Annotated in this window: 14 protein-coding genes and 2 tRNA genes; 12 read left to right on the top strand and 4 right to left on the bottom strand. The window is 67.9% G+C overall.

Annotated features, from left to right (window positions below; translation table 11 throughout):
- Positions 1–192: 192 nt before the first annotated feature.
- Entirely contained in the window at positions 193–1,794 is a 1,602-nt protein-coding gene (locus ASC66_RS18575; protein WP_055840616.1) for a peptidoglycan DD-metalloendopeptidase family protein, read from the top strand.
- 236 nt (positions 1,795–2,030) lie between these two features.
- On the opposite strand, the gene ASC66_RS13730 is transcribed toward ASC66_RS18575, so the two are convergent.
- Positions 2,031–3,740 carry a glycoside hydrolase family 13 protein gene (locus tag ASC66_RS13730; protein WP_235496930.1) on the bottom strand — a complete coding sequence of 570 codons (1,710 nt, stop codon included), beginning with the start codon at positions 3,738–3,740 and terminating at the stop codon, positions 2,031–2,033.
- 299 nt (positions 3,741–4,039) lie between these two features.
- Between ASC66_RS13730 and ASC66_RS13725 the strand changes: the two genes are divergently transcribed.
- The 7 genes from ASC66_RS13725 (at position 4,040) to ASC66_RS13695 (ending at position 11,703) form a co-directional block, all read left to right on the top strand.
- A complete protein-coding gene (locus tag ASC66_RS13725; protein ID WP_055840610.1) occupies positions 4,040–5,281 on the top strand; it encodes a sugar ABC transporter substrate-binding protein in 1,242 nt (413 codons plus the stop codon).
- 150 nt (positions 5,282–5,431) lie between these two features.
- Entirely contained in the window at positions 5,432–7,069 is a 1,638-nt protein-coding gene (locus ASC66_RS13720; RefSeq protein WP_055840607.1) for an ABC transporter permease subunit, read from the top strand.
- Positions 7,069–8,031, top strand: coding sequence for a sugar ABC transporter permease (locus ASC66_RS13715; RefSeq protein WP_082492344.1), 963 nt, complete (start codon positions 7,069–7,071; stop codon positions 8,029–8,031). The genes ASC66_RS13720 and ASC66_RS13715 overlap by 1 nt, the downstream gene beginning before the upstream one ends.
- Before the next feature lie 71 nt (positions 8,032–8,102).
- The gene (locus ASC66_RS13710) at positions 8,103–10,076 is read left to right on the top strand and encodes a glycoside hydrolase family 13 protein (protein ID WP_055840604.1); all 1,974 of its coding nucleotides are present in this window, start codon (positions 8,103–8,105) and stop codon (positions 10,074–10,076) included.
- 78 nt (positions 10,077–10,154) lie between these two features.
- Positions 10,155–10,226, top strand: a tRNA-Thr gene (locus tag ASC66_RS13705).
- A 27-nt stretch (positions 10,227–10,253) separates the two neighbouring features.
- Positions 10,254–10,327, top strand: a tRNA-Met gene (locus ASC66_RS13700).
- A 305-nt stretch (positions 10,328–10,632) separates the two neighbouring features.
- Positions 10,633–11,703: a LacI family DNA-binding transcriptional regulator gene (locus tag ASC66_RS13695; RefSeq protein ID WP_082492343.1), complete on the top strand. Its 1,071-nt coding sequence runs from the start codon at positions 10,633–10,635 to the stop codon at positions 11,701–11,703.
- A gap of 24 nt (positions 11,704–11,727) precedes the next feature.
- Here the strand turns inward: ASC66_RS13695 and ASC66_RS13690 are convergent, their stop codons facing one another.
- Together ASC66_RS13690 and ASC66_RS13685 are read right to left on the bottom strand one after the other, a co-directional pair.
- A complete protein-coding gene (locus ASC66_RS13690) occupies positions 11,728–13,155 on the bottom strand; it encodes a hypothetical protein (protein ID WP_055840600.1) in 1,428 nt (475 codons plus the stop codon).
- A complete protein-coding gene (locus tag ASC66_RS13685; RefSeq protein ID WP_055840597.1) occupies positions 13,152–15,296 on the bottom strand; it encodes an alpha-galactosidase in 2,145 nt (714 codons plus the stop codon). Before ASC66_RS13685 ends, ASC66_RS13690 begins: the two co-directional genes overlap by 4 nt.
- Before the next feature lie 104 nt (positions 15,297–15,400).
- Between ASC66_RS13685 and ASC66_RS13680 the strand changes: the two genes are divergently transcribed.
- Genes ASC66_RS13680 through ASC66_RS13665 form a run of 4 tightly spaced genes read left to right on the top strand, consistent with a single transcriptional unit; the run spans position 15,401 to position 20,328 of the window.
- Positions 15,401–16,744 carry an ABC transporter substrate-binding protein gene (locus tag ASC66_RS13680; RefSeq protein WP_055840593.1) on the top strand — a complete coding sequence of 448 codons (1,344 nt, stop codon included), beginning with the start codon at positions 15,401–15,403 and terminating at the stop codon, positions 16,742–16,744.
- 60 nt (positions 16,745–16,804) lie between these two features.
- Entirely contained in the window at positions 16,805–17,737 is a 933-nt protein-coding gene (locus ASC66_RS13675; protein ID WP_200944827.1) for a carbohydrate ABC transporter permease, read from the top strand.
- Entirely contained in the window at positions 17,737–18,582 is an 846-nt protein-coding gene (locus tag ASC66_RS13670; RefSeq protein ID WP_055840590.1) for a carbohydrate ABC transporter permease, read from the top strand. Before ASC66_RS13675 ends, ASC66_RS13670 begins: the two co-directional genes overlap by 1 nt.
- A 9-nt stretch (positions 18,583–18,591) precedes the next feature.
- Positions 18,592–20,328: a glycoside hydrolase family 36 protein gene (locus tag ASC66_RS13665; RefSeq protein ID WP_055840586.1), complete on the top strand. Its 1,737-nt coding sequence runs from the start codon at positions 18,592–18,594 to the stop codon at positions 20,326–20,328.
- 36 nt (positions 20,329–20,364) lie between these two features.
- Here the strand turns inward: ASC66_RS13665 and ASC66_RS13660 are convergent, their stop codons facing one another.
- On the bottom strand, positions 20,365–22,071 hold the full coding sequence (locus ASC66_RS13660) for a cation:proton antiporter (RefSeq protein ID WP_055840584.1): 1,707 nt from the start codon (positions 22,069–22,071) through the stop codon (positions 20,365–20,367).
- Positions 22,072–22,134: the final 63 nt, after the last annotated feature.

Genomic DNA, 22,134 nt, shown 5'->3' with positions numbered 1-22,134 from the left:
AATCGATGGCGCATGACGGTGAACGCCGGGTAAACGTGCCCCCCAATGTGATTACCCCCGTTAGGGGGCAAACGCATCCGTTCACATGGATTTTTCATACTGCGCCCGCTAGCCTTTATGAATTCGTTACTTTGGCGAGGCCAGGGTGATCACCTCATATTTGTCTTGAACACCTCGCTGAAGGCCCCCACTTTGCTTGCTGACACCACTGCCCCGGACGCCCCTGCGCCCGGCACTGGTGCACCGGTTCAGCCGGGTGTCGACAGCTCCCCCTCCGGCTCGAATCGTCCGCTGACGCGGCGTGAGATCCGCGAGCGGGAACGGGCGATCGAGCTCGCCGCACAGCCGCCGCTCGCATCGCCTTCGGCTGAGCAGCAGGGTGTAGCGCCTTCGGCTGGGGAGCAGGCTGTAGCCGAGTCGGCCGGCCTGACCGCGACCGCAGTGCTGCCGATCGTGCCCGAGGTGCCGACCCGCACCGCCGTCATCCCGATCGCGCCGCAGCCGGCCCCGCGCACCGCATCCTCCTACTCGGCGCTGCTCGAGTCGCTCGTGCTTCCCACGCCGGATGCCGCCCCGCTGGCCACCGCGCAGTCGCTCGCCGCAGCGCCCAAGGTCGCCATCAGCATCCCCCCGGTGGAGCAGCCACCGGCCGTCGCCACCGAGTTCGGCTCCACAGAGTTCGCCTCCTCCGGGGCTCCGACCCAGCGCCGTTCGCGCCGCGCCGCCTCCGTCGACGTCGATGTCGCCTCGACTCCCACGGTTTCGGCCGACTTCGGCGCCGTGACCGGAGAGCGCCGTGCGGTCAGGGGCCTCGGCCCCATGGTCGCCGAGATTCCGCTCCCCATCGCGCCGAGCCGCCGCACCCCTGCGACGCCCCGTGACGCCGAGGGCGCCGGCTCCGCGACCTTCAGCTCAGCGAACGTCAGCTCGTCACCCTTCGCCTCGTCACCTTTTGCTTCTGAGCCCCTCACCGCAGCGCCATTCACCGCAGCGCCCTCTGCGCCTCGGTCCGCCCCGTCGCGCGCGGCATCCTCGGCTCCTGCCGCACCTGCGCCGAGCAAGGCGGGCGTGCTCCGGCCACTCGGGCGCCGCATCGTCGCCAAGACCTCCGTCGTCGTCGCGATGGGTTTCGTTGCGCTCATGGCCGTTGCGACCTCGGTTCCGGCTGAGGCCCTGCTGACGGCCGACGACGTCAAGGCCGCGACCCTTCTGGCGAAGAGCTCGGCCAGCCACGAGCCCGGTCAGTCCATCGTCGCAAGCGGGGCAGACTCGATCACCGTGCAGACGGACGGCTACGAGACCTCCACGATCGCGGAGGCTGCGGCCGCCAGCGGCATCCGGATGGAGGCGACCTTCGTCAACAACCCGAACGGCACCGTGCAGTGGCCATTCGCCGTCGGCGTGCACGTCGGCGACCGCTTCGGCTACCGCGACTGCGCCGGCTGCTCCAGCAACCACGGTGGCCAGGACTTCAACCCGGGCCTCGGGGCGGAGATCCAGTCCATTGCCGACGGCGTTGTGACCCTCGCCGAAGACGGCGAGGGCAGCCTCGGCGTGCACATGATGATCGAGCACGAGATCAACGGCGACACCATCACCAGCGTCTACGCGCACATGCAGCACGGAACCATGCTCTACTCGGTCGGCGACATCGTGAAGGCCGGCGACGTGATCGGCAACACGGGCAACACCGGCATGAGCACGGGCCCGCACCTGCACTTCGAGATCCGCCTCGGCGGCATCAGCGGCACCAAGGTCGACCCGCTCGACTGGCTGTACGCCAACACCAACTAGCTCCTCCGCTCGCTTCTCCCTCGACAGCGCAGAAGCACACAGCCGCGCGCGCACGACACAGCGCTGAATTCTGGCCTGATGGGCGTCTGGCAGCTGCCGGAGGCGGATTGCTCGCGCCGGTGCGCCGGGGAGCACACCGCGGCCCGGTCTAAGGACACCAAGCACGCAGAAGGAGAGCGCCTCCGGCCGCATATGCGGGCCGGAGGCGCTCTCCTTCTGCGTTTCTACGGTGCGCGCTAGGCGGACAGCCAGACGGTCGTGTCGGCCGGCAGCGTGAGTGCAGTCGCGTCGGCGCCAGCATCGAGCGGGCCGCTCGTGAGCAGCACGGTCGAGCCGACGGCTGCAGGCAGCTGCACGGCACTCGAGCCCGTGTTGCCGATCACCGTGACGCCGCCGTTGCGGAAGGCGACGAGGTCGTCGCTCGCGCCGAGTTCATCCGCGCCGAGCCACTCCAGCGTTCCGGATGCCAGGCCGAGCTCGCGGCGCAGCCGCAAGGCGAGCTTGTACATCTCGAGGGTCGACCCCTCGACGCCGGACTGCTTGTCGCGGGCGAGCTCCGCCCATTCGGTCGGCTGCGGCAGCCACGAGGCGGTACCGGCACCGAAGCCGTAGGAGGGCGACGAGCCCTCCCAGGGCAGCGGAACGCGGCAGCCGTCACGGCCGTAGCGCTCGCCCTCGGTGCGGAACCACGTCGGGTCCTGGCGAGCGTCGTCCGGCAGGTTGATGACCTCGGGCAGGCCGAGCTCCTCGCCCTGGTAGATGTATGCGCTGCCGGGCAGGGCGAGCATCAGCGCGGTGGCCGCGCGGGCGCGGCGCAGGCCGAGTTCGGCGATCGGCAGGCCCTTGGACTTCGGCCCGATGCCGTGGCCCTGCGGGTTCTCGGCCGTGAGCGCGAGGCGGGAGGCGTGGCGCACGACGTCGTGGTTCGAGAGCACCCAGGTGCTCGGAGCGCCGACCGAGGCGAAGGTCGCCAGCGAGTCATCGATGACGCGGCGGAGGGCGTCGGCCTTCCAGGGCGTCTCGAGGTAGGCGAAGTTGAACGCCTGGTGCATCTCGTCCGGGCGCACCCACAGCGCGGTCCGAGGCAGCGGGTCGACCCAGGCCTCTGCGGCCAGGATCCGCTCGCCGGGGTACTCGTCGAGCAGCACGCGCCAGTCACGGTAGATCTCGTGCACGCCGTCCTGTGCCCAGTACGGCGCGCTCGGAAGCTCATCGAGCGCGCCCTCGTTGAGCCCCTCGAGGCCGGCCGCCCCGCCCATGCTGCCGCCCTCGGCCGGCGGGGTGTAGTCGGGCAGGCCATCGGCCTTGACCAAGCCGTGGGCAACATCGACACGGAAGCCGTCGACTCCGCGGTCGAGCCAGAACCGCAGGATGCGGCGGAACTCCTCGCGCACCTCCTCGTTGCTCCAGTCGAAGTCGGGCTGGGAGCTGTCGAAGAGGTGCAGGTACCACTGGCCGGGGGTGCCGTCCGGGTTGGTCACCCGGGTCCAGGCACGGCCTCCGAAGACCGATTCCCAGTTGTTCGGGGGGAGCTCGCCGTTCTCGCCGCTGCCGTCGCGGAACAGGTAGCGGGCGCGCTCTGCGCTGCCCTCGGCCGCAGCGAGCGCCTCGACGAACCAGGGGTGCTGGTCGGAGGAGTGGTTGGGCACGAGGTCGACGATCACGCGGATGCCGCGGGCGTGCGCCTCTGCGAGCATCTCGTCGAAGTCGGCCAGGCTGCCGAACAGCGGGTCGACGTCGCAGTAGTCGGCGACGTCGTAGCCGGCGTCGCGCTGGGGGGAGGTCTGGAACGGGGAGAGCCAGATGGCGTCGATGCCCAGTTCGGCCAGGGCCGGCATCCGCGAGGTGATGCCGGCGAGGTCGCCCATGCCGTCGCCGTTCGCGTCTGCGAAGGAGCGTGGGTAAATCTGGTAAATCGCGGCAGTGCGCCACCACTCTGTAGTCATGACGGAAACCATACGATGATTCGCCCCGAAATGAAAGCGGTTACACATTGGTGGCGCGTCGCTGTCACCGCTTACATAGAATTTTGGCCAGCATCCATGCGTAACGGTCTGATCACGGCGAGTTGTGATTGCTCGACGGAGCAGGTATACATGTAATCGCTTGCATAGTTGTCGAGGTCACCTGATCGCGTGCGACCGCAGCACATCGAGAGAACGGCCTTTCGGGCGTGACGGTGCACCACGGGTGCTCACCGCAGCGGCTGGGGGCCAACTCACAGCGCTTAACGAAAGGCACACCAATGATGGTGAAGAAGAAGGGCCTGCTGGCTGCCCTCGCAGTCGCGGCCGTTGCAACGCTCTCCCTGGCAGGCTGCGCAAGCGGCGACACGAGCGCCGGCTCCAGCGACAAGCCCAGCGCCTCCGCCGGATCGCTCACGGTGTGGGTCGACGCCGAGCGCGTCGACGCGCTCAAGGGCGCCGCGGCCGCCTACACCGAGAAGACCGGTGTCGAGGTGAAGCTCGTCTCCAAGGACAACAACACCATCAAGGATGACTTCATCCAGCAGGTGCCGACCGGCAAGGGTCCCGACATCACCATGGGCGCCCACGACTGGGCCGGCGAGCTCAGCACCAACGGTGTCGTCGCTCCGCTCGAACTCGGGGACAGCGCGGCGGACTACCTGAAGGTCGCCATCGACGCCGCCACCTACGAGGGCTCGGTCTACCTGCTGCCCTATGCCGTCGAGAACATCGCCGTCCTGCGCAACGCGGACATCGTTCCGGAGGCCGCGGCCAACTTCGACGACATGATCGCCAAGGGCAAGGCCGCCGGCCTCGCGCAGCCGTTCGTCGTCGAGCAGGGTGCAGAGGGCAACCCGTACCACCTCTACCCGTTCCAGACCGCGTTCGGCGCCCCCGTCTTCGGCACCAACGACCAGGGCTATGACCCGACGGATCTGCAGATCGGCAACGCCGGCGGCGAGCAGTTCGCCACGTGGCTCGGCAGCCAGGGCAAGAACGGCACCGGCGTCTTCAACACCGACATCGACGGTGACATCGCCAAGCAGGCCTTCCTCGACGGCACCGCGGCCTTCTGGCTGACCGGTCCGTGGAACGTTGGTGCTGCTGTCGACGCCGGCATCAACGTGGCCATCGACACCGTTCCGAGCCCGACCGCAGAGATCGCCTCGCCGTTTGCCGGCGTCAAGGGCTTCTACCTCTCCTCCGAGTCGAAGAACAAGGTCGCGGCCAACGACTTCCTGGTCAACTACATCGGCACCGAAGACGTGCAGCTCGACCTGTTCGAGGCCGGCAACGTCCTCCCCGCCCTCTCCGCTGCCGCCGAGACCGCCTCCGCAGACCCGATCGTCGCCGGCTTCGCCGCCGTCGGTGAGCAGGCCGTGCCGATGCCGGCCATCCCGGCCATGGGTGCCGTCTGGCAGTTCTGGGGAATCGCCGAGGCCGACATCATCAACGGTGCCGACCCCGTCGCGACGTGGCAGAAGCTCGCCGCCGACGTCCAGGCAGCAATCAACAAGTAACACCCCGTGATTCCGGGGCGGATGCCGCTGGCCTCCGCCCCGGAATTTCTTTCGTCAGCGATTCGCCCGGCACATCCGTGTGCGGGCGGATTCGCTGCAAGAGGTTCCAGCAGTACGTCGCACGCGGCACGCGAGAAGAGCAGGCAACAGATGAGTAGCACCACCGAGAACGTCTCCGCCGGCCTGGAGGCCACGGTCGAGGGGCCACCGAAGCTGAGCCCGAGGCAGCGCAAGGCGTCGAACATCGCCGACGCGGCATCCGGCGGCATCCGGGGCATCCTCGTCAAGATCATCGCCCTTGGCGTGTTGGACGCGCTGGCGCTGACGGCGATCTTCATCCTGCTCGCCCAGCGCGAGTGGCTCGTGATCGGCATCGTGGTCGTCGCGACGGGAATGATCAACTGGGTTTACCTCAGCAAGCGCAAGCTTCCGGCCAAGTACCTGACGCCCGGTGTGATCTTCCTGGTGATTTTCCAGATCTTCGTGCTCGGTTACACCGCGTACATCGGCTTCACCAACTATGGCACCGGCCACAACGGCACCAAAGAGCAGGCGGTCTCGGCGTTGATGAGCTCCGCGCTCGAGCGCGTCGAGGATTCGCCGACCTACGCCGTGACGGTGCTCGAGCGGGCCGGTCAGCTCAACCTGCTCGTCACTGACCCCGATGGCGAGGTGAGCGTTGGAAACGCCGAAACCCCGCTGCGCACGGTCGACAACGCCGAGTTCGACGGCGACAAGGCTGTCGCGCTCGACGGCTACAGCACCCTGAGCTTCCAGGAGATCATCGCGCAGAGCGATGCCATCACCGCACTCGCCGTTCCGGCATCCGAGGACCCCAACGACGGCGCGCTGCGCACGCCGGACGGCACGAGCGGCTACCTCTACGTCTCGACCCTCGAGTACGACGAGGCCGCAGGCACCATGACCGACACCACGACCGGCACCGTCTACACCGACAACGGCACCGGAGCCTTCACGGCGGATGACGGCGAGCAGCTGCTCCCCGGTTGGCAGATCGTGGTCGGCGGCGAAAACTTCGTGCGTGCTCTCACCGACGAGAGCATCCGCGGCCCGCTCGTGTACGTGACGATCTGGACCTTCGTCTTCGCGATCGTCTCGGTCGCCACGACCTTCTTCCTCGGCCTCTTCCTCGCCATCGTCTTCAACGACATGCGCATGCGCGGCCGCAAGTTCTACCGCGTGCTGATGATCCTGCCCTACGCCTTCCCTTCCTTCCTCTCTGCGCTGGTGTGGGCCGGGCTCATGAACGAGAGCTTCGGGTTCATCAACCAGGTGTTGCTCGGCGGCGCGGATGTTCCCTGGCTGACAGACCCGACGTTGGCGAAGGTCTCGATCCTCATCGTGAACCTCTGGCTCGGATTCCCCTATATGTTCCTGGTCTGCACCGGAGCACTGCAGTCGATCCCAGAGGAACTGCAGGAAGCGGCAACCGTCGACGGGGCAAAACCCTGGGCGGTGTTCCGGCTGATCAAGCTGCCGCTGCTGCTCGTCTCGGTCGCGCCGCTGCTGATCGCATCCTTCGCCTTCAACTTCAACAACTTCAACCTGATCTACATGTTGACCAATGGTGGGCCGCGCGACTCCAGCGCTCCCATACCCGTCGGGCATACCGACATCCTGATCTCCATGGTCTACAAGGTGGCCTTCACCGGTCAGACGCGTGACTACGGGCTGGCGAGCGCCTTCTCGATCATCATCTTCCTGATCGTGGCGATCATCGCGATCATCAGCTTCCGCAAGACCAAGGCGCTGGAGGACCTCAACTAATGAACGCCATCGACACATCCAGCACCGTCGGCACGAATGATCCCGACGACACCTCGACCAGGGCCGTGACGGCCGGCAACACCCGCGGCGTCTACGAGCGGCGTCCGTTCAACTTCGGCCGCTGGTTCCGGGCCACCGGCTGGCGCCACGTCGTCGGCATCGTCATGATCGTCTTCTCCTGCTTCCCGCTGCTGTTCGTGCTCTCCAGCTCGCTCAACCCGCAGGGCACGCTGACCGGCTCGAACGCGCTGTTCTCGGCGATCGGCTTCGAGAGCTACCTGCGCATCCTCAGCAGCCCGGACATCCCGTACACGAGCTGGTTCATGAACACGCTCCTGGTGGCAGGCATCACAGCCATCGCGACCGTATTCCTCGGCGCCCTCGCCGCGTATGCCTTCTCGCGCATGCGCTTCACCGGGCGGCGGTTCGGCCTGGTGTCGATCGTGATCATCCAGATGTTCCCGCAGCTGTTGGCCGTTGTGGCGATCTTCCTGCTGATGTCGAAGATCGGCGACTGGTTCCCCGCGCTGGGTCTCAACACCCACATCGGCCTGATCATGGTCTACCTCGGCGGTGCGCTCGGTGTGAACACCTTCCTGATGTACGGCTTCTTCAACACCGTGCCCAAGGAGATCGACGAGGCGGCCAAGATCGACGGCGCCAGCCACGCCCGCATCTTCTTCACGATCATCCTGCGCCTGGTCGCGCCGATCCTGGCCGTCGTTGCGCTGCTCAGCTTCATCGCGACCGTCAACGAATTCGTGGTGGCATCCGTGATCCTGATCGACCCGGAGAAGCAGACCCTCGCGGTCGGGCTCACCAAGCTCGTCTCCAACCCGCGCTACGCCGACTGGAGCGCGTTCTGTGCCGGTGCGGTGATGGCCGCGCTGCCTGTGATGGCGCTGTTCCTGTACCTGCAGAAGTACATCGTTGGCGGCCTGACGGCCGGTTCGGTGAAGTAACGCACGCCACGATACCCAGGATTGGCTCGGTGGCGGGCTCGCCCGTCACCACGGAAGTGGAGAATAGGCGCATGCTCGCACCCCACCACGACGGTTCCCCACTGCACGTCTCGACGCAGGCGCCCGTGCTCGGCGAGGAGGTGAGCGTGCGGCTGCGGGTGCCAGCCGGCGCAGAGGGCCTCGCGGCACTCGGCCTGGCCAGTCTCGACGCGGTGAGCGTGCGCTCCAACCCCAACCACGAGCCGCGATTCGCTCCGGCCGTGCTGCTCGGCGAGCGGAACGGCTGGGCATGGTGGCAGGCCGAGGTCGAGGTCGAGAACCCGGTGCACGGCTACCGCTTCCTCTTGCAGGGCCAGACGGCGTCTGATTCCGTGGGCGCAGGCTCCCCGCGCCAGCTCTGGCTGAACGCCGAGGGGCTGCACGACACCGAGACCCGCGACAGCGAGGACTTCAAGCTCGTCGCCAGCGCGCCCGAGATCGGGCCGCCGGCCTGGCTCGCCTCCAGCGTGCTCTACCAGGTGTTCCCCGACCGCTTCGCGCGCTCCGCCGCCGCCGACGAGCGCCCGCTGCCGGAGTGGGCGATCCCGGCAGCCTGGGATGACCCGCTCGACCCGAACCCGCCCGGCCGCAGCGCCCAGTTCTTCGGGGGAGACCTCGACGGCGTGCTGGAACACCTCGATCACCTCGACGCGCTCGGCATCAACCTGCTCTACCTCACGCCCGTCTTCGCCGGCCGCTCCAACCACCGCTACGACGCGTTGACCTTCGACGCGGTCGATCCGCTGCTCGGCGGTGACGATGCGCTGGTGCGCCTGGTCGAGGCGGCCCACGCCCGCGGCATCCGCGTGATCGGCGACCTCACCAGCAACCACTCCGGCGATGCCCACGAGTGGTTCCTGGCCGCGCACCATCACCCGGATGCGCAGGAGAGCGACTTCTATTACTGGCGGGATGCCGACAACGACGGCTACGAGTCGTGGCTCGGTGTCCCCAGCCTGCCCAAGTTCAACTGGGGCTCTCGCGAGCTGCGCCGGCGTTTCATCGAGGGCCCGGATTCGGTCGTCGCCCGCTGGCTGAAGCCGCCCTTCAGCCTCGACGGCTGGCGCATCGACGTCGCCAACATGACCGGCAGGCTCGGCGCGGAAGACCTGAACGCCGAGGTGCGCCAGACGATCCGGCGCACCATGGCGGAGGTGAACCCCGACACGATCCTGCTGGGGGAGTCGACCAACGACGCCGCGAGTGATTTCCAGGGCGACGCCTGGCACGGAGCCATGACCTACTCGCCGTTCACGCGGCCGCTGTGGAGCTGGCTCATGCGGCCGGGGAGCCGGGCAGCGGGCGGCATCGGATTCGCCGATGCCCAGGTTCCCGCGCACACCGGGGCGCAGTTCTTCGAGGCGCACAACCGCTTCGTCTCGGGCTTTCCGTGGCGCACCCGCCTCGGCACGCTGAACGCGCTGAACACGCACGACACGCCCCGCTTCCTCACGAGCGCGCTGCCGGGCACGGTGCCTGTGGCGTTCGGGCTCGCCGCGACGCTGCCCGGCATCCCCGTGGTCTTCGCCGGTGACGAGTTCGGTCTCGTCGGCGTCGACGGCGAGGCCTCGCGCACGCCGATCCCGTGGCAGCTCCTGGGCGAGGACCCGTCCCGCTCGAGTAGCGAGGACCGAGCGCGTCGAGACCTCGCTCGCGACACCACCGCGCTCTACGCCGCACTCATCGCCCTGCGGCGCAGCCAGCCGGCCCTGAACGGCGGCGGCATGCGCTGGCTGCACGTCGGCGACGACGTGTTGGTGTTCGTGCGCGAGTCGGCGGGAAATTCTGTGCTTGTTGCGGCCGGGCGTGGCGACTTCTCCGTGACGATTCCTGCGGCGGCGCTCGCCACCGCGTTCACCGAAGCAGATGCCCCACTGCCCTTGTTTGGCGCGGAAGTCGACGGTTTCGACGGCGCCCGGCTCGTGACATCCGACGACGGAATCACGCTCAGCGCGGTGGGCCCGCAGTTCGCCGCATGGGCACTTTCGGGGGTGGAGAGCCCGTGATGGTCACGGGCGCCCGAATCTTTTGATATTCTCTACTGGTTGCCAAATTCGCCGTGAACTTCACAGCGAGATGGTTTCGCCCCGATAGCTCAGTGGTAGAGCACTTCCATGGTAAGGAAGGGGTCCCGGGTTCAAATCCCGGTCGGGGCCCTGGCTTTGTGTTCACATAGAGCCCACGGCTGAGTAGCTCAGATGGTTAGAGCGCACGACTCATAATCGTGAGGTCGCGGGATCGATCCCCGCCTCAGCTACAGGGTCCAGGCCCACCTTTAAAGCTCCAAGATCTCGCCGTCTTGGAGCTTTTTCTTTTCCCGCACGTTCCGCGGATGCCGCGGCGCCCGTGTCGGCTGATCAGCTCAGGGCTTCGCGTGCGTTCTCCGCTGGTTGAGCCTGTCGAAACCGTGCCGCCCTATGACTCACGCTGGCTCGAGGGAGCAGCCGAGAAACGAGGCCGCCCCCGAAGCCGAGTGCGCGACGTGATCGCCGCGGCCCCCAGTGCGGGAGCGATTGTGGTTTCGGCCGCCCCGTGCTGGATTTATCGACCAGAATGATCGGTATGACCGACGCGAGTGTCTCGAAGCTGCCTGACGGACTGAACCCGCGCCCGGGGAAGAAGACCCGCTCGCCTGCCGGTTCCGTCAAGCTCTCCGAGGTCGCCACCCTCGCCGGAGTCAGCGAGGCAACCGTCAGCCGGGTGCTCAACCGCAAGTACGGGGTCTCGCCGAACACGCGGGAACAGGTCGAGGACGCCCTGCGTCAGATCGGCTACGAGCGCCCGCGCAAGGGCGAGATCGTGCTGGTCCTGGTGCCCGGCCTTGCGACGCCGTTCTTCGGCGAGATGTGCAACGCCATCGAGGCAGATCTCAGCCCGCACGGCCTCCGTGCGGTGATCGGGCCGGTGCTGCCAGGCTCGGTCTACGAGCGGGACTACGTCGAAGCCTTCGTCGACACCGGCATCGCTGCCGCCATCTTCCTCTCCTCCAGCAACACGCTGCAGAACGCCGACGACTCGGCCCGTGCGTTGTTGGAATCCCGCGGTGTGCCCTACCTCTGCGTCAACGGCGGCTTCGCCGAGGGCGATGCCCCCGTGATCTCCACCGACGACTGGCGTGCAGCCGAGCTCGCCGTCGACCACCTCTACGAGCTCGGCCACCGTCGGATCGGCATGTGCGCCGGACCACTCGGCAACACCCCGGCCGACCGCAGGGTCGAGGGTTTCCTGAACTCCATGGATGCCCGCGGCATAGAGGGGGCAGAGGACCTCGTCGTCCGCTACCACTACAGCGTCGACGGTGGCCGCTACGCCGCCGATGCGCTGCTCGACCTCGATGTGACCGCGATCGTGGCGTCGAGCGACGACATGGCGCTCGGGGCCATCCGGGCGATCAAGCGGCGCGGTCTGCGTGTGCCGGAGGACGTCTCGGTGATCGGCTACAACAACTCCTCGATTCTGGAGTTCACCGACCCACCGCTGTCGAGCGTCGCGCAGCCGGTCGAGCACCTCGCCCAGGCCTGTGCGCGCACCCTCGTCACGATGATTCAGAACCGCCCGGTGCGCACGGACGAGATGCTGATGGAGCCCACCTTCCACGCCCGGCAGTCCACCGCGCCGGTGCGCACCGCCTGAGCGACGCGCCAGAAGCGGCGGCCGCTACCCCGCCGGGAGTGTCATCCGTTCGCCCGGTTCGACGGTGACGGATGCCGTGGGGGCGGTGGCGCGGTCGAGGTGCGGGTCCTGGAAGCGAGGCTCCGTCTCGCCGGCGAGCTGCCAGCGGATCGGCCTCGACGTGCCGTTGCGCAGCCACAGCGTGCCGGCGGCCGTTCCCGGAGCCGATACGCCGAGGTCGATCGTGCCGTCGCCGAACGGCACCTCGAACGCCGCGAGCCGGGAGACTCCGGTCGGAAGCACCACGCGGGTCGTGACCGTGCTCCCCGCCGCGTTCGGCTGCAGCCCGAGCAGCCCGACGATCTGTGCGACGAGCGTGAACGACACCTCCGGGTAGCTGCCGTTCTGGCCCTGGTGCGGGACCTCGTGAGCCTCATTCCGGATGCCGAAGATGTGCCGCATCCACCGCCACGCCGTGTCGGCATCGCCGTGGCGCAGGTAGAGGTCGGGCACGTAACTGAGCGCCTCGATGTTCGTCGGTGCGCCGATGGGGTCGGCAGAGAGGCGGTCGATCTCGGCCAGCAGCGCATCCTCCCGCCGGTCGTTGGCGAAGAGACCCTTGAGGGGCATGAACCAGGTCGTCTCCCGCCCCCACGTGGTGACGGGCTCTCCGTCGACGGTCCAGCCGTTGACGATGGCCCCGGACGTCTCCTCGCGGCTCCACGTGTCCCGGAAATACTCGGCGAGTGCGCTCGCCGTCTGCTCGTAGTGTCCGGCCCGCTCCTCGTTGCCGCCCGCCCGCTCCAGCGCGGCGGCGTGCAGGGTTGCGGCGTACTGGGCGCCGAAGGCGTCCCCGGCCTCTCGGAAGTGCGCCGTCGGGTGCTCGTTGTAGCTCGCGGCCCCGTCGAAGATGCCCAGCCCGCTGCCCTCGGCGACCCCGTTGGGGCGGTGGCCGTCATGGGCTTCGACGAATGCGCCCAGGGTGTTGCGCCAGAAGGCGCGGTGTCCGAGCAGCTCGGCATCGCCCGTCCAGCGGTACAGCGTGTGCACGAGTTCGACCATCTCGAAGATCGCAGGCAGCTCCCGCACGAACTCCCGCGGCCCGCGGTAGTCGATGGCGAGCGGTGTCTCGCCGTCGAAGTTGAGCGCCCACACCGGCCACCCGCCGTGCTCCGTTGTGGCCGTGGCCAGCAGGGCAGCCAGCATGCCCGCATTGTGGCGCTGCCAGCCGAGCAGCTGGGCACCGACGGCCTGGTGCGCGAAGTCGCGCAGGTAGTAGCCGCTGCGGTGGGCGTAGCCGGCGCGGTAACTTGCCCGGTACGGCGCGTGCCGGAACGGGCCGGGGTTCGCCTCCGAGACGTCCAGCGGTCCGCTCTCGCCATCGGAGATGAGCGAGACGGCTGCGGTGCGCTTCGCCCAGGCGAAGATCCGCTCGATCTCAGCGTTGTCGGACTCGATCCGGATGCCGCTCATTGCCCGATCACCTCGATGAGTGCCGCCTCCTGCGGGCGGAGGGTCGGCATCGGCAGGCCGACCCGCATGAGCACCGCGCCCGGGTAGCTGAACTCCTCGTGCCACCACGCCGGCTGTGCACGGGTGGACGTCGGGTCGTCGGCACCCTCGATCCGCACGCGGGCGACGCGGTAGAGCCGCTCGGGTTCCAGCCCGGCCAGCCGGAGCGTCGGGCCGGGAATGTGCGGAGGGGAGTCGATGGCGGCGATCGTGACGATGGCGTGTCCGGCATCGCCGGAGACGATGCTCTGCGCGATGTGGGCGTGCTCGGTCTCCAGCCGGTGCAGCGTTCCCCGCTCGATCAGGGGTGCGAGCCGCTTCACCTGGACGATCCATGCCGTGAGCTCCGCCAGTTCGGCCGGCGAAGCCTCCCGGAGGTCCCACTCGATGCCGAAGCTTCCGATGAGCGCCGTGATCGCGCGGAAGGTGAGCGAGCTGTGCCGGCCGGTCACGTGCGCGCGGGCGGCACCGACGTGCGAGCCGAGCAGCTCTGGCGGCATCAGCAGGCTCGTCCAACGCTGGATCCGTTGTCGTTCCAGTGGATCGTTCGAGTCGGAGGTCCAGAAACGATCGACCCGCTCGACGATGCCGAGATCGATGCGCCCGCCGCCGGCGGAGCACGATTCGATCTCCAGCCACGGGCACGCCGCGCGGATCTCGTCGATCAGCCGGTAGCTGGCCAGGGTTTGCGCGTGCACGCCGGCGACGCCGGTGCCCCGGTCGACGGGCTCGAGCAGGTCACGGTTGTGATCCCACTTGATGTAGTCGATGCGGTGTTCCGTGACGAGGCCGATGATCCGGTCGCGCAGCGAGGCGTATGCGTCCGGGTGCGCCGTGTTCAGCACCAGCTGCTGCCGGGCGAGTGGCGCGTCGCGGTGCAGCGGCGAGAGGATCCACTCGGGGTGGGCGCGGGCGAGCTCCGAATCCGGATTGACCATCTCGGGCTCGAACCAGATGCCGAATTGCATGCCGAGGCCGCGCACATGCTCGACGAGCGGGGTGAGCCCGTTCGGCCAGACGCCCTCGTCCACGAGCCAGTCGCCCAGCCCTGCCCGGTCGTGGCGGCGGCCGAGGAACCAGCCGTCGTCGAGCACGAAGCGCTCGACGCCGACCCGCTGCGCGAGCTCGGCGAGTTCGATCAGCGGCGGCAGGGAATGGTCGAAGTACACGGCCTCCCAGGTGTTCAGGGTGACCGGGCGGCCGACGGGCGGGTGCGACGGCCGGGCGCGGAGGGTGGAGTGAATGCGGGCGGATGCCGCATCGAGCCCGTCGCCGTGACTCGCGTAGATCCAGGGGCTCGCGTAGTCCTGGCCGGGGCACAGCGTGATCTCGCCCGCGTGCAACAGTGCCCCGGCGCCGAGGAAGCTGCGCCCGCCGTTCGTGCGTTCGGCCCAGACACGCTGGTTGCCCGACCAGGCGGCGTGGATGGCCCACACCTCTCCGCGCGCGCCGTCGAAGCCGGGGGTCCCGGCGACGAGGAGCGTAGCGGCATCCGGCCCCGTCCGTCCGCGACGATTCTCGCGGAGGTGCGTTCCGTCGACGAGGCCGTGCCGCTGTGGGCGGCGCTCGCCGTTGTGCCTGCCGGAGAAGTCGAGCATCTCGGTGGCGCGGCCGGGTATGGGCAGCGCGAGGTCGAGGCCGGCGAGCGAGTAGTCGTCTTCCCCGTCGTTGCGCACGGCGGCGCGGGTGCGCAGGAGCCCGCTCGGCAAGAGTTCGATCTCGACCGTCACAGAGAGGAGCCCGGAGATGTCGACCCCGCGCGCGGTGATGCGCTCAGCGGCATCCGGCGTCTCGGCGGGCGCATGCCCGGTCACGACGCCCCGCACATCGGCGAACGAGCCCTGGCCGCCCCGATGCCCCGCGATACCGGGGAAGCCCATCCAGCCCTGCTTGGCCTCGGGCAGTACGCCGATCGGCAGCGGCACATCGGGCTCACTCACCGCACGAACCGGGCGGGTGTCGGTGACGATCCTCTGCAGGGCCGCGTCATCCAGCGGCCCGAGTGCTGCTCCCCAGTAGGCGATCACGGGCAGTGAGTCGGGCTCCGCCACGACGATCACACTCACCCCGGCGGCTGTCAGATGCTGTGCGGACGACCCCATGATTGCTCCCTTGCAATTTTGCAGAAAAGTACTGCATATATACTTGTACCATGTTACTCTCGGTAAATCGCGCCCCCCGCGATCACCAAGAAAGGACCTGAACAATGATGTTCTCGAAGACACAGCCATGGCGCCGCGTCGCGATTGCGACTGTTGCCGCGGCGACTGTGGCCACCCTGGTCGGCTGCTCGGCGCAGGCCGATGAGCCCCAGGCCGAGGGAGAGATCTCGGGCAAGATCACCGTCTGGACGTGGAATGCCCCCGGCGAGGGTCTCCGCGCCGCGATCCCCGCCTTCCAGGAACTCCACCCGGACGTCGAGATCGACGTGCAGGATGTCGGCAACCCCGCCATCTGGGAGAAAATCACCACCGGCATGGCCGCAGGAGGCAGCGGACTCGCCGACGTGCTCAACATCGGCATCGACTACATGGGCAACTACGCAGAGAAGTTCCCGGACCAGCTGGTCGACCTTCGCGACTTCGGTGCGGACGAGCTTGCCGGGGAGTTCCCGGCCGGAGCGTGGAAGAGCGGCTCCGGTTCCGACGGCCAGGTCTACGGCATCCCTTACGAGGTCAACGCCGCCGGCTTCTTCTTCCGCAAGGACCTCTTCGAGGCGGCGGGCCTGGACTACGCGGCCATCGAGACCTGGGACGAGCTGCTGGAGGCGGGAGTCGTGCTCAAGGAGAAGACGGGTGCATCGCTGTTCAGCATGGACAAGGCCGGCACCGTCGGAGACTCCGCCGGACTCTTCGAGCTGCTGATCAACCTGCAGGGCGCCTTCTACTTCAACGCCGACGGCGAGATCACCATGAACGGTGAAGAGGGCGTCCGCGCGCTCGAGATCATCAAGAAGGCGAACGACCTCGGCCTCGTCGAAGACGTTCCCGGCACCTGGGACAACCTGCTCATCACGCTGCGTGGCGAGCGCGATGTCGCAACCTCCTCCTCCGGCGGCTGGCTCAGCGGCGTCATCGAGAGCGAAGCACCCGACATGGCCGGCAAGTGGGGCGTCAGCCCGCCCAAGGCCGTCACCTCCGGTGGTCTGACCGGTGCCGTCAACGGTGGCACCTACCTCTCCGTTCCGAGCTCCAGCCCGAACCAGGCAACCGCATGGGCGTTCATCAACTTCGCGCTCGGAACGCTGGAGGGCCAGCAGCTCGTCTACGACGGAGGCGGAATGTTCCCCGGCTTCGCACCGATGCTCGAGTCGCCAGGCTTCGTCGCCCCGAACGAGTACTTCGGTGGCACCGAGGTGAACCAGATCTTCATCGACGAGCTCAACCAGGACACCCCGGTTGTGAACTACACGAGTGACTACGCGCGTGCGCTGAAGGCCTACGTCGACGCTCAGACCCGGGTCGTGCTCCAGGGCGCTGACCCGCAGACGGAGCTGGATGCCGCGGCCGAGCAGGTCGCTCAGGCCACCGGCCGGACACTGGCCGAGTAACAGCAGTCGAACCAGGGTGCGCCGGCCGATGGCCGGCGCACCCGTGTAAAGGCCATGACAATGACAACTGCTCTCAAAGCCCCGGTGCCCACGCGCGTCGAGACGGCGCAGGCGCCCAGGCGCCGACGCTCCTCGGCCGGGTACCCGCGGATCACCCCCTACCTGTTCCTGCTGCCGATGATCCTGCTGTTCGTCGGCTTCAAGCTCTACCCGTACATCTCGGCGTTCTGGTTGAGCCTGACCAAGAACGTCGGCGGCGACGTGCAATTCGCCGGGCTCGCGAACTACACGCGACTCCTGCAGGACCCGCTGTTCTACACGGCGCTCGGCAACACCGGCATCATCCTGCTCGTGCAGGTTCCGATCATGCTCGTGCTCGCGATCCTGTTGGCCGTCGCCTTCAACTCGGCGATCCTCAAGTGGCGCGCCTTCTGGCGAACCTCCTACTTCGTTCCGATCGTGATGGGCCTGGTCGCCTACGGAATCCTGTTCCGGGCGCTGCTCAACACGAACGAAGGCTTCGTCAACTACCTGATCGGGTTCATCGGTATCGGGCCCATTCCCTGGCTCGGCGACCCGATGTGGGCGAAGGTGTCCATCGTCATCGCGATGACCTGGCACTACACCGGTCAGAACGCCATCATCTACCTCGCCCAGATGCAGTCCATCGGCGGCGAGCTCTACGAGGCCGCGCACGTCGACGGAGCCAGCGCGTTCCAGCGCTTCTGGCACGTCACGCTGCCCGGTATCCGCCCGGCGATCGTGCTCACCGTCATCCTGTCGACGATCGGCACCCTGCAGCTCTTCGATGAGCCATACGTGCTCACCAACGGCGGGCCGGACAACGCGACGCTCACGGTCGGCATGTACCTGTACCAGAACGGTTTCAAGTACTTCGACTTCGGTTACGCCTCGGCAATCGGCTACGCACTGACCATCATCATCGGCGTCATCTCGCTGATCCAACTGCGCCTGTTCAAGGAGAAGTCCTGATGACGGACACCAACATCGTCGCGGCCAAGAGCCGCGGGCGCTCGCTCGTGCTGACCACCGCCATCGCGGCCGGCGCCGTCCTGATGGTGCTGCCCTTCTACTGGCTGCTGATCGCGACCACCTACGACGCGAAGGAGATCTTCTCCACACCGCCGCACTTCCTGCCGGGAACGGCGTTCGTCGACAACTTCGTCGGGCTGTTCCGGGACACGCTGTTCGGGCGGGCCATGGCCAACTCGGTGCTCGTCTCTGCCACGTACACGGTGCTCGGGCTGGTCGTCTGCACCGCGGCGGGCTACGCCTTCGCGAAGTTCCGTTTCCGCGGCCAGGGCTTCCTGTTCGGCGCGGTGCTCGTGACCCTGGCGCTGCCATCGCAGGTGACGCTCGTGCCGCTGTTCCAGATCATGGTCTCCCTCGGCTGGCTCGACAGTTACCAGGCGCTCATCCTGCCGAACCTCGCGCTGCCCTTCGGAATCTTCCTGATGCGGCAGACCATGTACGCGATCCCCGATGAGATGATCCAGGCCGCGCGCATCGACGGCGCCAACGAGTTCCGCGTCTTCGCAGGCATCGTCGTGCCCACGATCCGCCCCGCGATCGCGGCGCTGGCCATCTTCCTCTTCCTCGCTCAGTGGAACGACTTCGTCTACCCGCTCGTCGTGCTGCGCACACCGGAGTCGTACACGGTGCCCGTCGCCCTGGCCTCGTTGCAGGGCATCGGAACCACCGATTACGGGCAGCTGTTGATGGGCACGATGCTCTCGATGCTGCCGGTGCTCATCCTCTTCCTCTTTCTCCAACGTCACTTCGTCGCAGGCATTCTGGCCGGCGCCGTGAAGCAGTAAGGAACCCCAGTGCTACTTGAAGACCACCAGCTCCTGTCCGTGCAGTGGACGGAACTCTCCCGGGGTATCAGCTTCGGCATCGGCGGGGGGTGTCTCGTCGAGGGCGTCGAGCGCCGGGGCCTCGTCGACATCGTCACCGTGAACGTCGTCGCGGGTGGGCAGATCGTGCTCGAGGCGCCGCTCGGCAATGCTGCGGCGTACTGGCACCCGTGCTTCGATCCCGGCGATTCGCTGCCGGCCGACTGGAAGGGCCGCGAGCGCTTCAGCGCCGTGCGATCTGCGCCGATCGGCGTGCTCTGCGACGCGAACGGTCAGAGCGGCTTCGCCTTCTCCTTCGACTGCCTCACCCAGGAGGGCGAGCTCGAGTTCGGCGCATCCGAGGAGGCCAAGACCTTTGTCGTGCGCCTGGCGATCACCGACGGGCTGGCCGCCGCGCGCAGCACCGTTCGGCTGGCGGTGGTGGCCCCTGAGCTCGCCCACGAGCAGGCCGTGCGTGAGCTCTCGGTGCTCCTGCACGACGGCATCGCCGGCCGTCCGGCCAGCGAGATCGCCCTCGAGCCCGTCTACTCGAGCTGGTACGCGTACTCGCAGCAGATCTCGCACGACGTGATCATGCGGAACGCCCCCGTCGCGCGCGGGATCGGCTGCAAGTCGGTGTTCCTCGACGACGGCTGGCAGCGCTTCGGCGACGGCCGCTGGTACGCCGGCTGTGGTGACTGGGTGCCGGACACCGCCAAGTTCCCCGATCTGCGTGGAACGGTCGCCGAGCTGAACGCCGCCGGCCTGCAGGCCGTGATGTGGATTGCGCCATTCCTGATCGGGGAGCAGAGCGCGGCCTACCCCGGCCTCGCCCGTTTCGCGGGCCACTACTCCGAGCACCTGCGCACCTGGGTGCTCGACCCGCGCCACCCCGAGGTGCGCGAGCACCTGGTGGCCGTGTGCACCCGCCTGATGCGCGACTACGCGCTCGACGGGCTGAAGATCGACTTCCTGAACGACGTCATGAACTACGCAGGAACACCGTCATCGGGCGATGTCGCGGATGTCGGTGACGCCATGACTCTGGTGTTGGGCGAGATCGCTGCTGCACTCGACGCCATGCGCCCGGGTTCGTTGATCGAGTTCCGCCAGCCATACATCTCGCCGGCCGTCGCGCCGTTCGCCGACGTCATCCGGGCGAACGACTGCCCGGCCGATGCCGATCAGAACCGACGCTCGACGGTGAATCTGCGGTTGCTGGCGATCTCGCAGGTCGTGCACTCCGACCCCATCATGTGGGATCCGAGTGCACCGGTCGAAACCGTGTCCAGGCAGTTGCTCTGCGCGTTCTTCTCCGTTCCGCAGATCTCGATGCCGCTGGACGTGCTGCCGGAGGCGCACCGCAAACGGGCCGAGGAGCTGCTGACGGAGTGGCGCTCGCTCCGCGATGTGCTGCTCGGCGGTGAGCTCAGCGTCGGGTTGCCCAACGAGAGCTACCCCGTCGTGACCTCGCGCCTCGGCTCAACGCTGGTCGTCGCCGCCTATCAGCCGCGACAGCTCGAGCTGGACCTCGAGGGAGTCAGCGAGCTCGTGATCCTCAATTCGACCGCCTCCGGCGCGTTGCCGTACACGGTGTTCGGCGAGCTGCCCCGCTCCGGCTCGGCACTGGGCGAGGGCGACACCGCCACCCGCGCTGTCGCGTTCGCCGAGCGTGGCTTCGTCGAGGTGTCGGCGTGGGGCATCACGCGCATCACGCTCACCGCATAGCCGGGTCTCGCGCGTTCTGATCCGCCGAGCTGCGGATCAGAACGCGTCGAAGCGGGATTCCTCGATGTCGAGCAGGCGTTGCACCGCGGCGATCGCCTCCGAGCTGAAGCTGCCGAGTGCACGGGCGTCGAGCAGCTCGGCCCTGGCGGTCTCCCGCATCCGCTCGTCGAGGATGAGCATCTGTGAGCGCGCATCGATCTCGCTCGTGGAGTCCTCGGCGATCTCGGTCCGTGCCGGCCTCTCGTAGCGGGCGCGGAGCCCGGCGACGATCGACGGGTCGATGGGGGTGCCGTCGATGCGCGTCTTCTCCGGGTCGTCGAGCACGGCAACGGCCGCCCGGTTCACGGTCTCGAGCAGCTCGCGGATCTCCTGCATCCGTGCCTCGTCGCCGGTTCCGGTGATCTGAGTTTTGCGAATGACGATGGGCAGCGTTCCACCGAGGCCGAACAGTGTCACGACCGCGACGACGAAGGCCACGAGGATCAGGGTGCTGCGGAACGGCGTGTCGGCTGGCAGCGACTGCGCGGCGGCGAGCGTCACAACGCCACGCATGCCGGCCCACGAGATCACGAGGCTCTCGCGCCACTGCAGGCCCTCCGCCCGGTAGAACTCGCTGTCGGCCTCGTGCTTGCTGACGCGCCGCAGCAGGCCGCGCTTCCGTCTCTCCTGACGCGGCGTCTCGCTCGGCGTGGCGTCGATGAACTCGCGTACCCCGTCCAGCCTCTTGTCGCTGCTCTCGACGCTCCTGCGCTCCCAGCGCCTCAGTATGGCCAGCTGCGGGATGACGAAGAGGAAGCGCACGATGACGACCGTTGCCGTGAGCGCCAGGCCGAGCAGAACAGCGAACGGCACGCCACCGGGGGAGCCCGCGACATCCTCGATGAAGGCGTGCAGCTCGAGGCCCATCAACAGGAACACGGCGTGCTCGAGGATGAACTGCACCGTCGCCCAGTTGGTGTGGTCGCTGATGCGCTGATTGGCGGCGAAGCGGCTGGGCCCGCGGTGACCGGTGACGAGCCCGGCCGTGACGACCGCGATCACGCCGGAAGCCCCGAAGTGCTCGGCCGGCACGAAGGCTATGAACGGGATCGCGAAGGAGATGGTTGTGGTGATGACCGGCTCGCTGATGCGGGCCCTGATCCACACCGTGACGAAGCCGACGACGAGCCCGATGCCGATGGCGAGCACGGTGGCGTAGACGAAGTCGGCGGCGACACCCCAGAGGGTCACGGTGCCTGCCGTGGCGGCGAGCGCGGAGCGCAGCAGCACGAGGGCGCTCGCGTCGTTGACGAGGCTCTCGCCCTCGAGCACGGCGACGAGCCGGTTCGGCAGGCCGAGCCGCTTCGCGATCGACGTCGCGGCGACGGCATCCGTCGGGCTGATCACCGCGCCGAGGGCGATCGCCGCTGCGAGGCCGAGACCCGGCAGCAGCAGCACGAGCACCAGACCGCTGATCACTGTGGTGACGATGACGAGCGTCACCGAGAGGCCCGTGATGGCACGGAGGTTGCGGCGGAAGTCGGTGAACGGCACGTTCACCGCCGAGGAGTAGAGCAGCAGCGGCAGCACGCCGGCGAGGATCCACTCCGGGTCGACCTCCACCCGCGGGACGCCGGGGATGTAGCCGATGCCGATGCCGATGACGAGCAGGAGCAGCACAGAGGCGATCCCGGTCTTCTTGCCGAGCACCGCCGCGCCGACGATCAGGGCGACGGCGATGACTCCGAGCACGGTCGGTTCCATGGGGCTCCCTCCGCTTCCGCCTTCGAACGGGTCACGGGAGCGGAGACCAGCTTGCACCGTTCG

The organism is Leifsonia sp. Root4, assembly GCF_001425085.1.
In the GTDB taxonomy this organism is placed as follows: Bacteria; Actinomycetota; Actinomycetes; order Actinomycetales; family Microbacteriaceae; genus Microterricola.
Note: the sequence above shows the minus strand (reverse complement) of the source record. Positions and strands in the feature narration are given on the sequence as shown.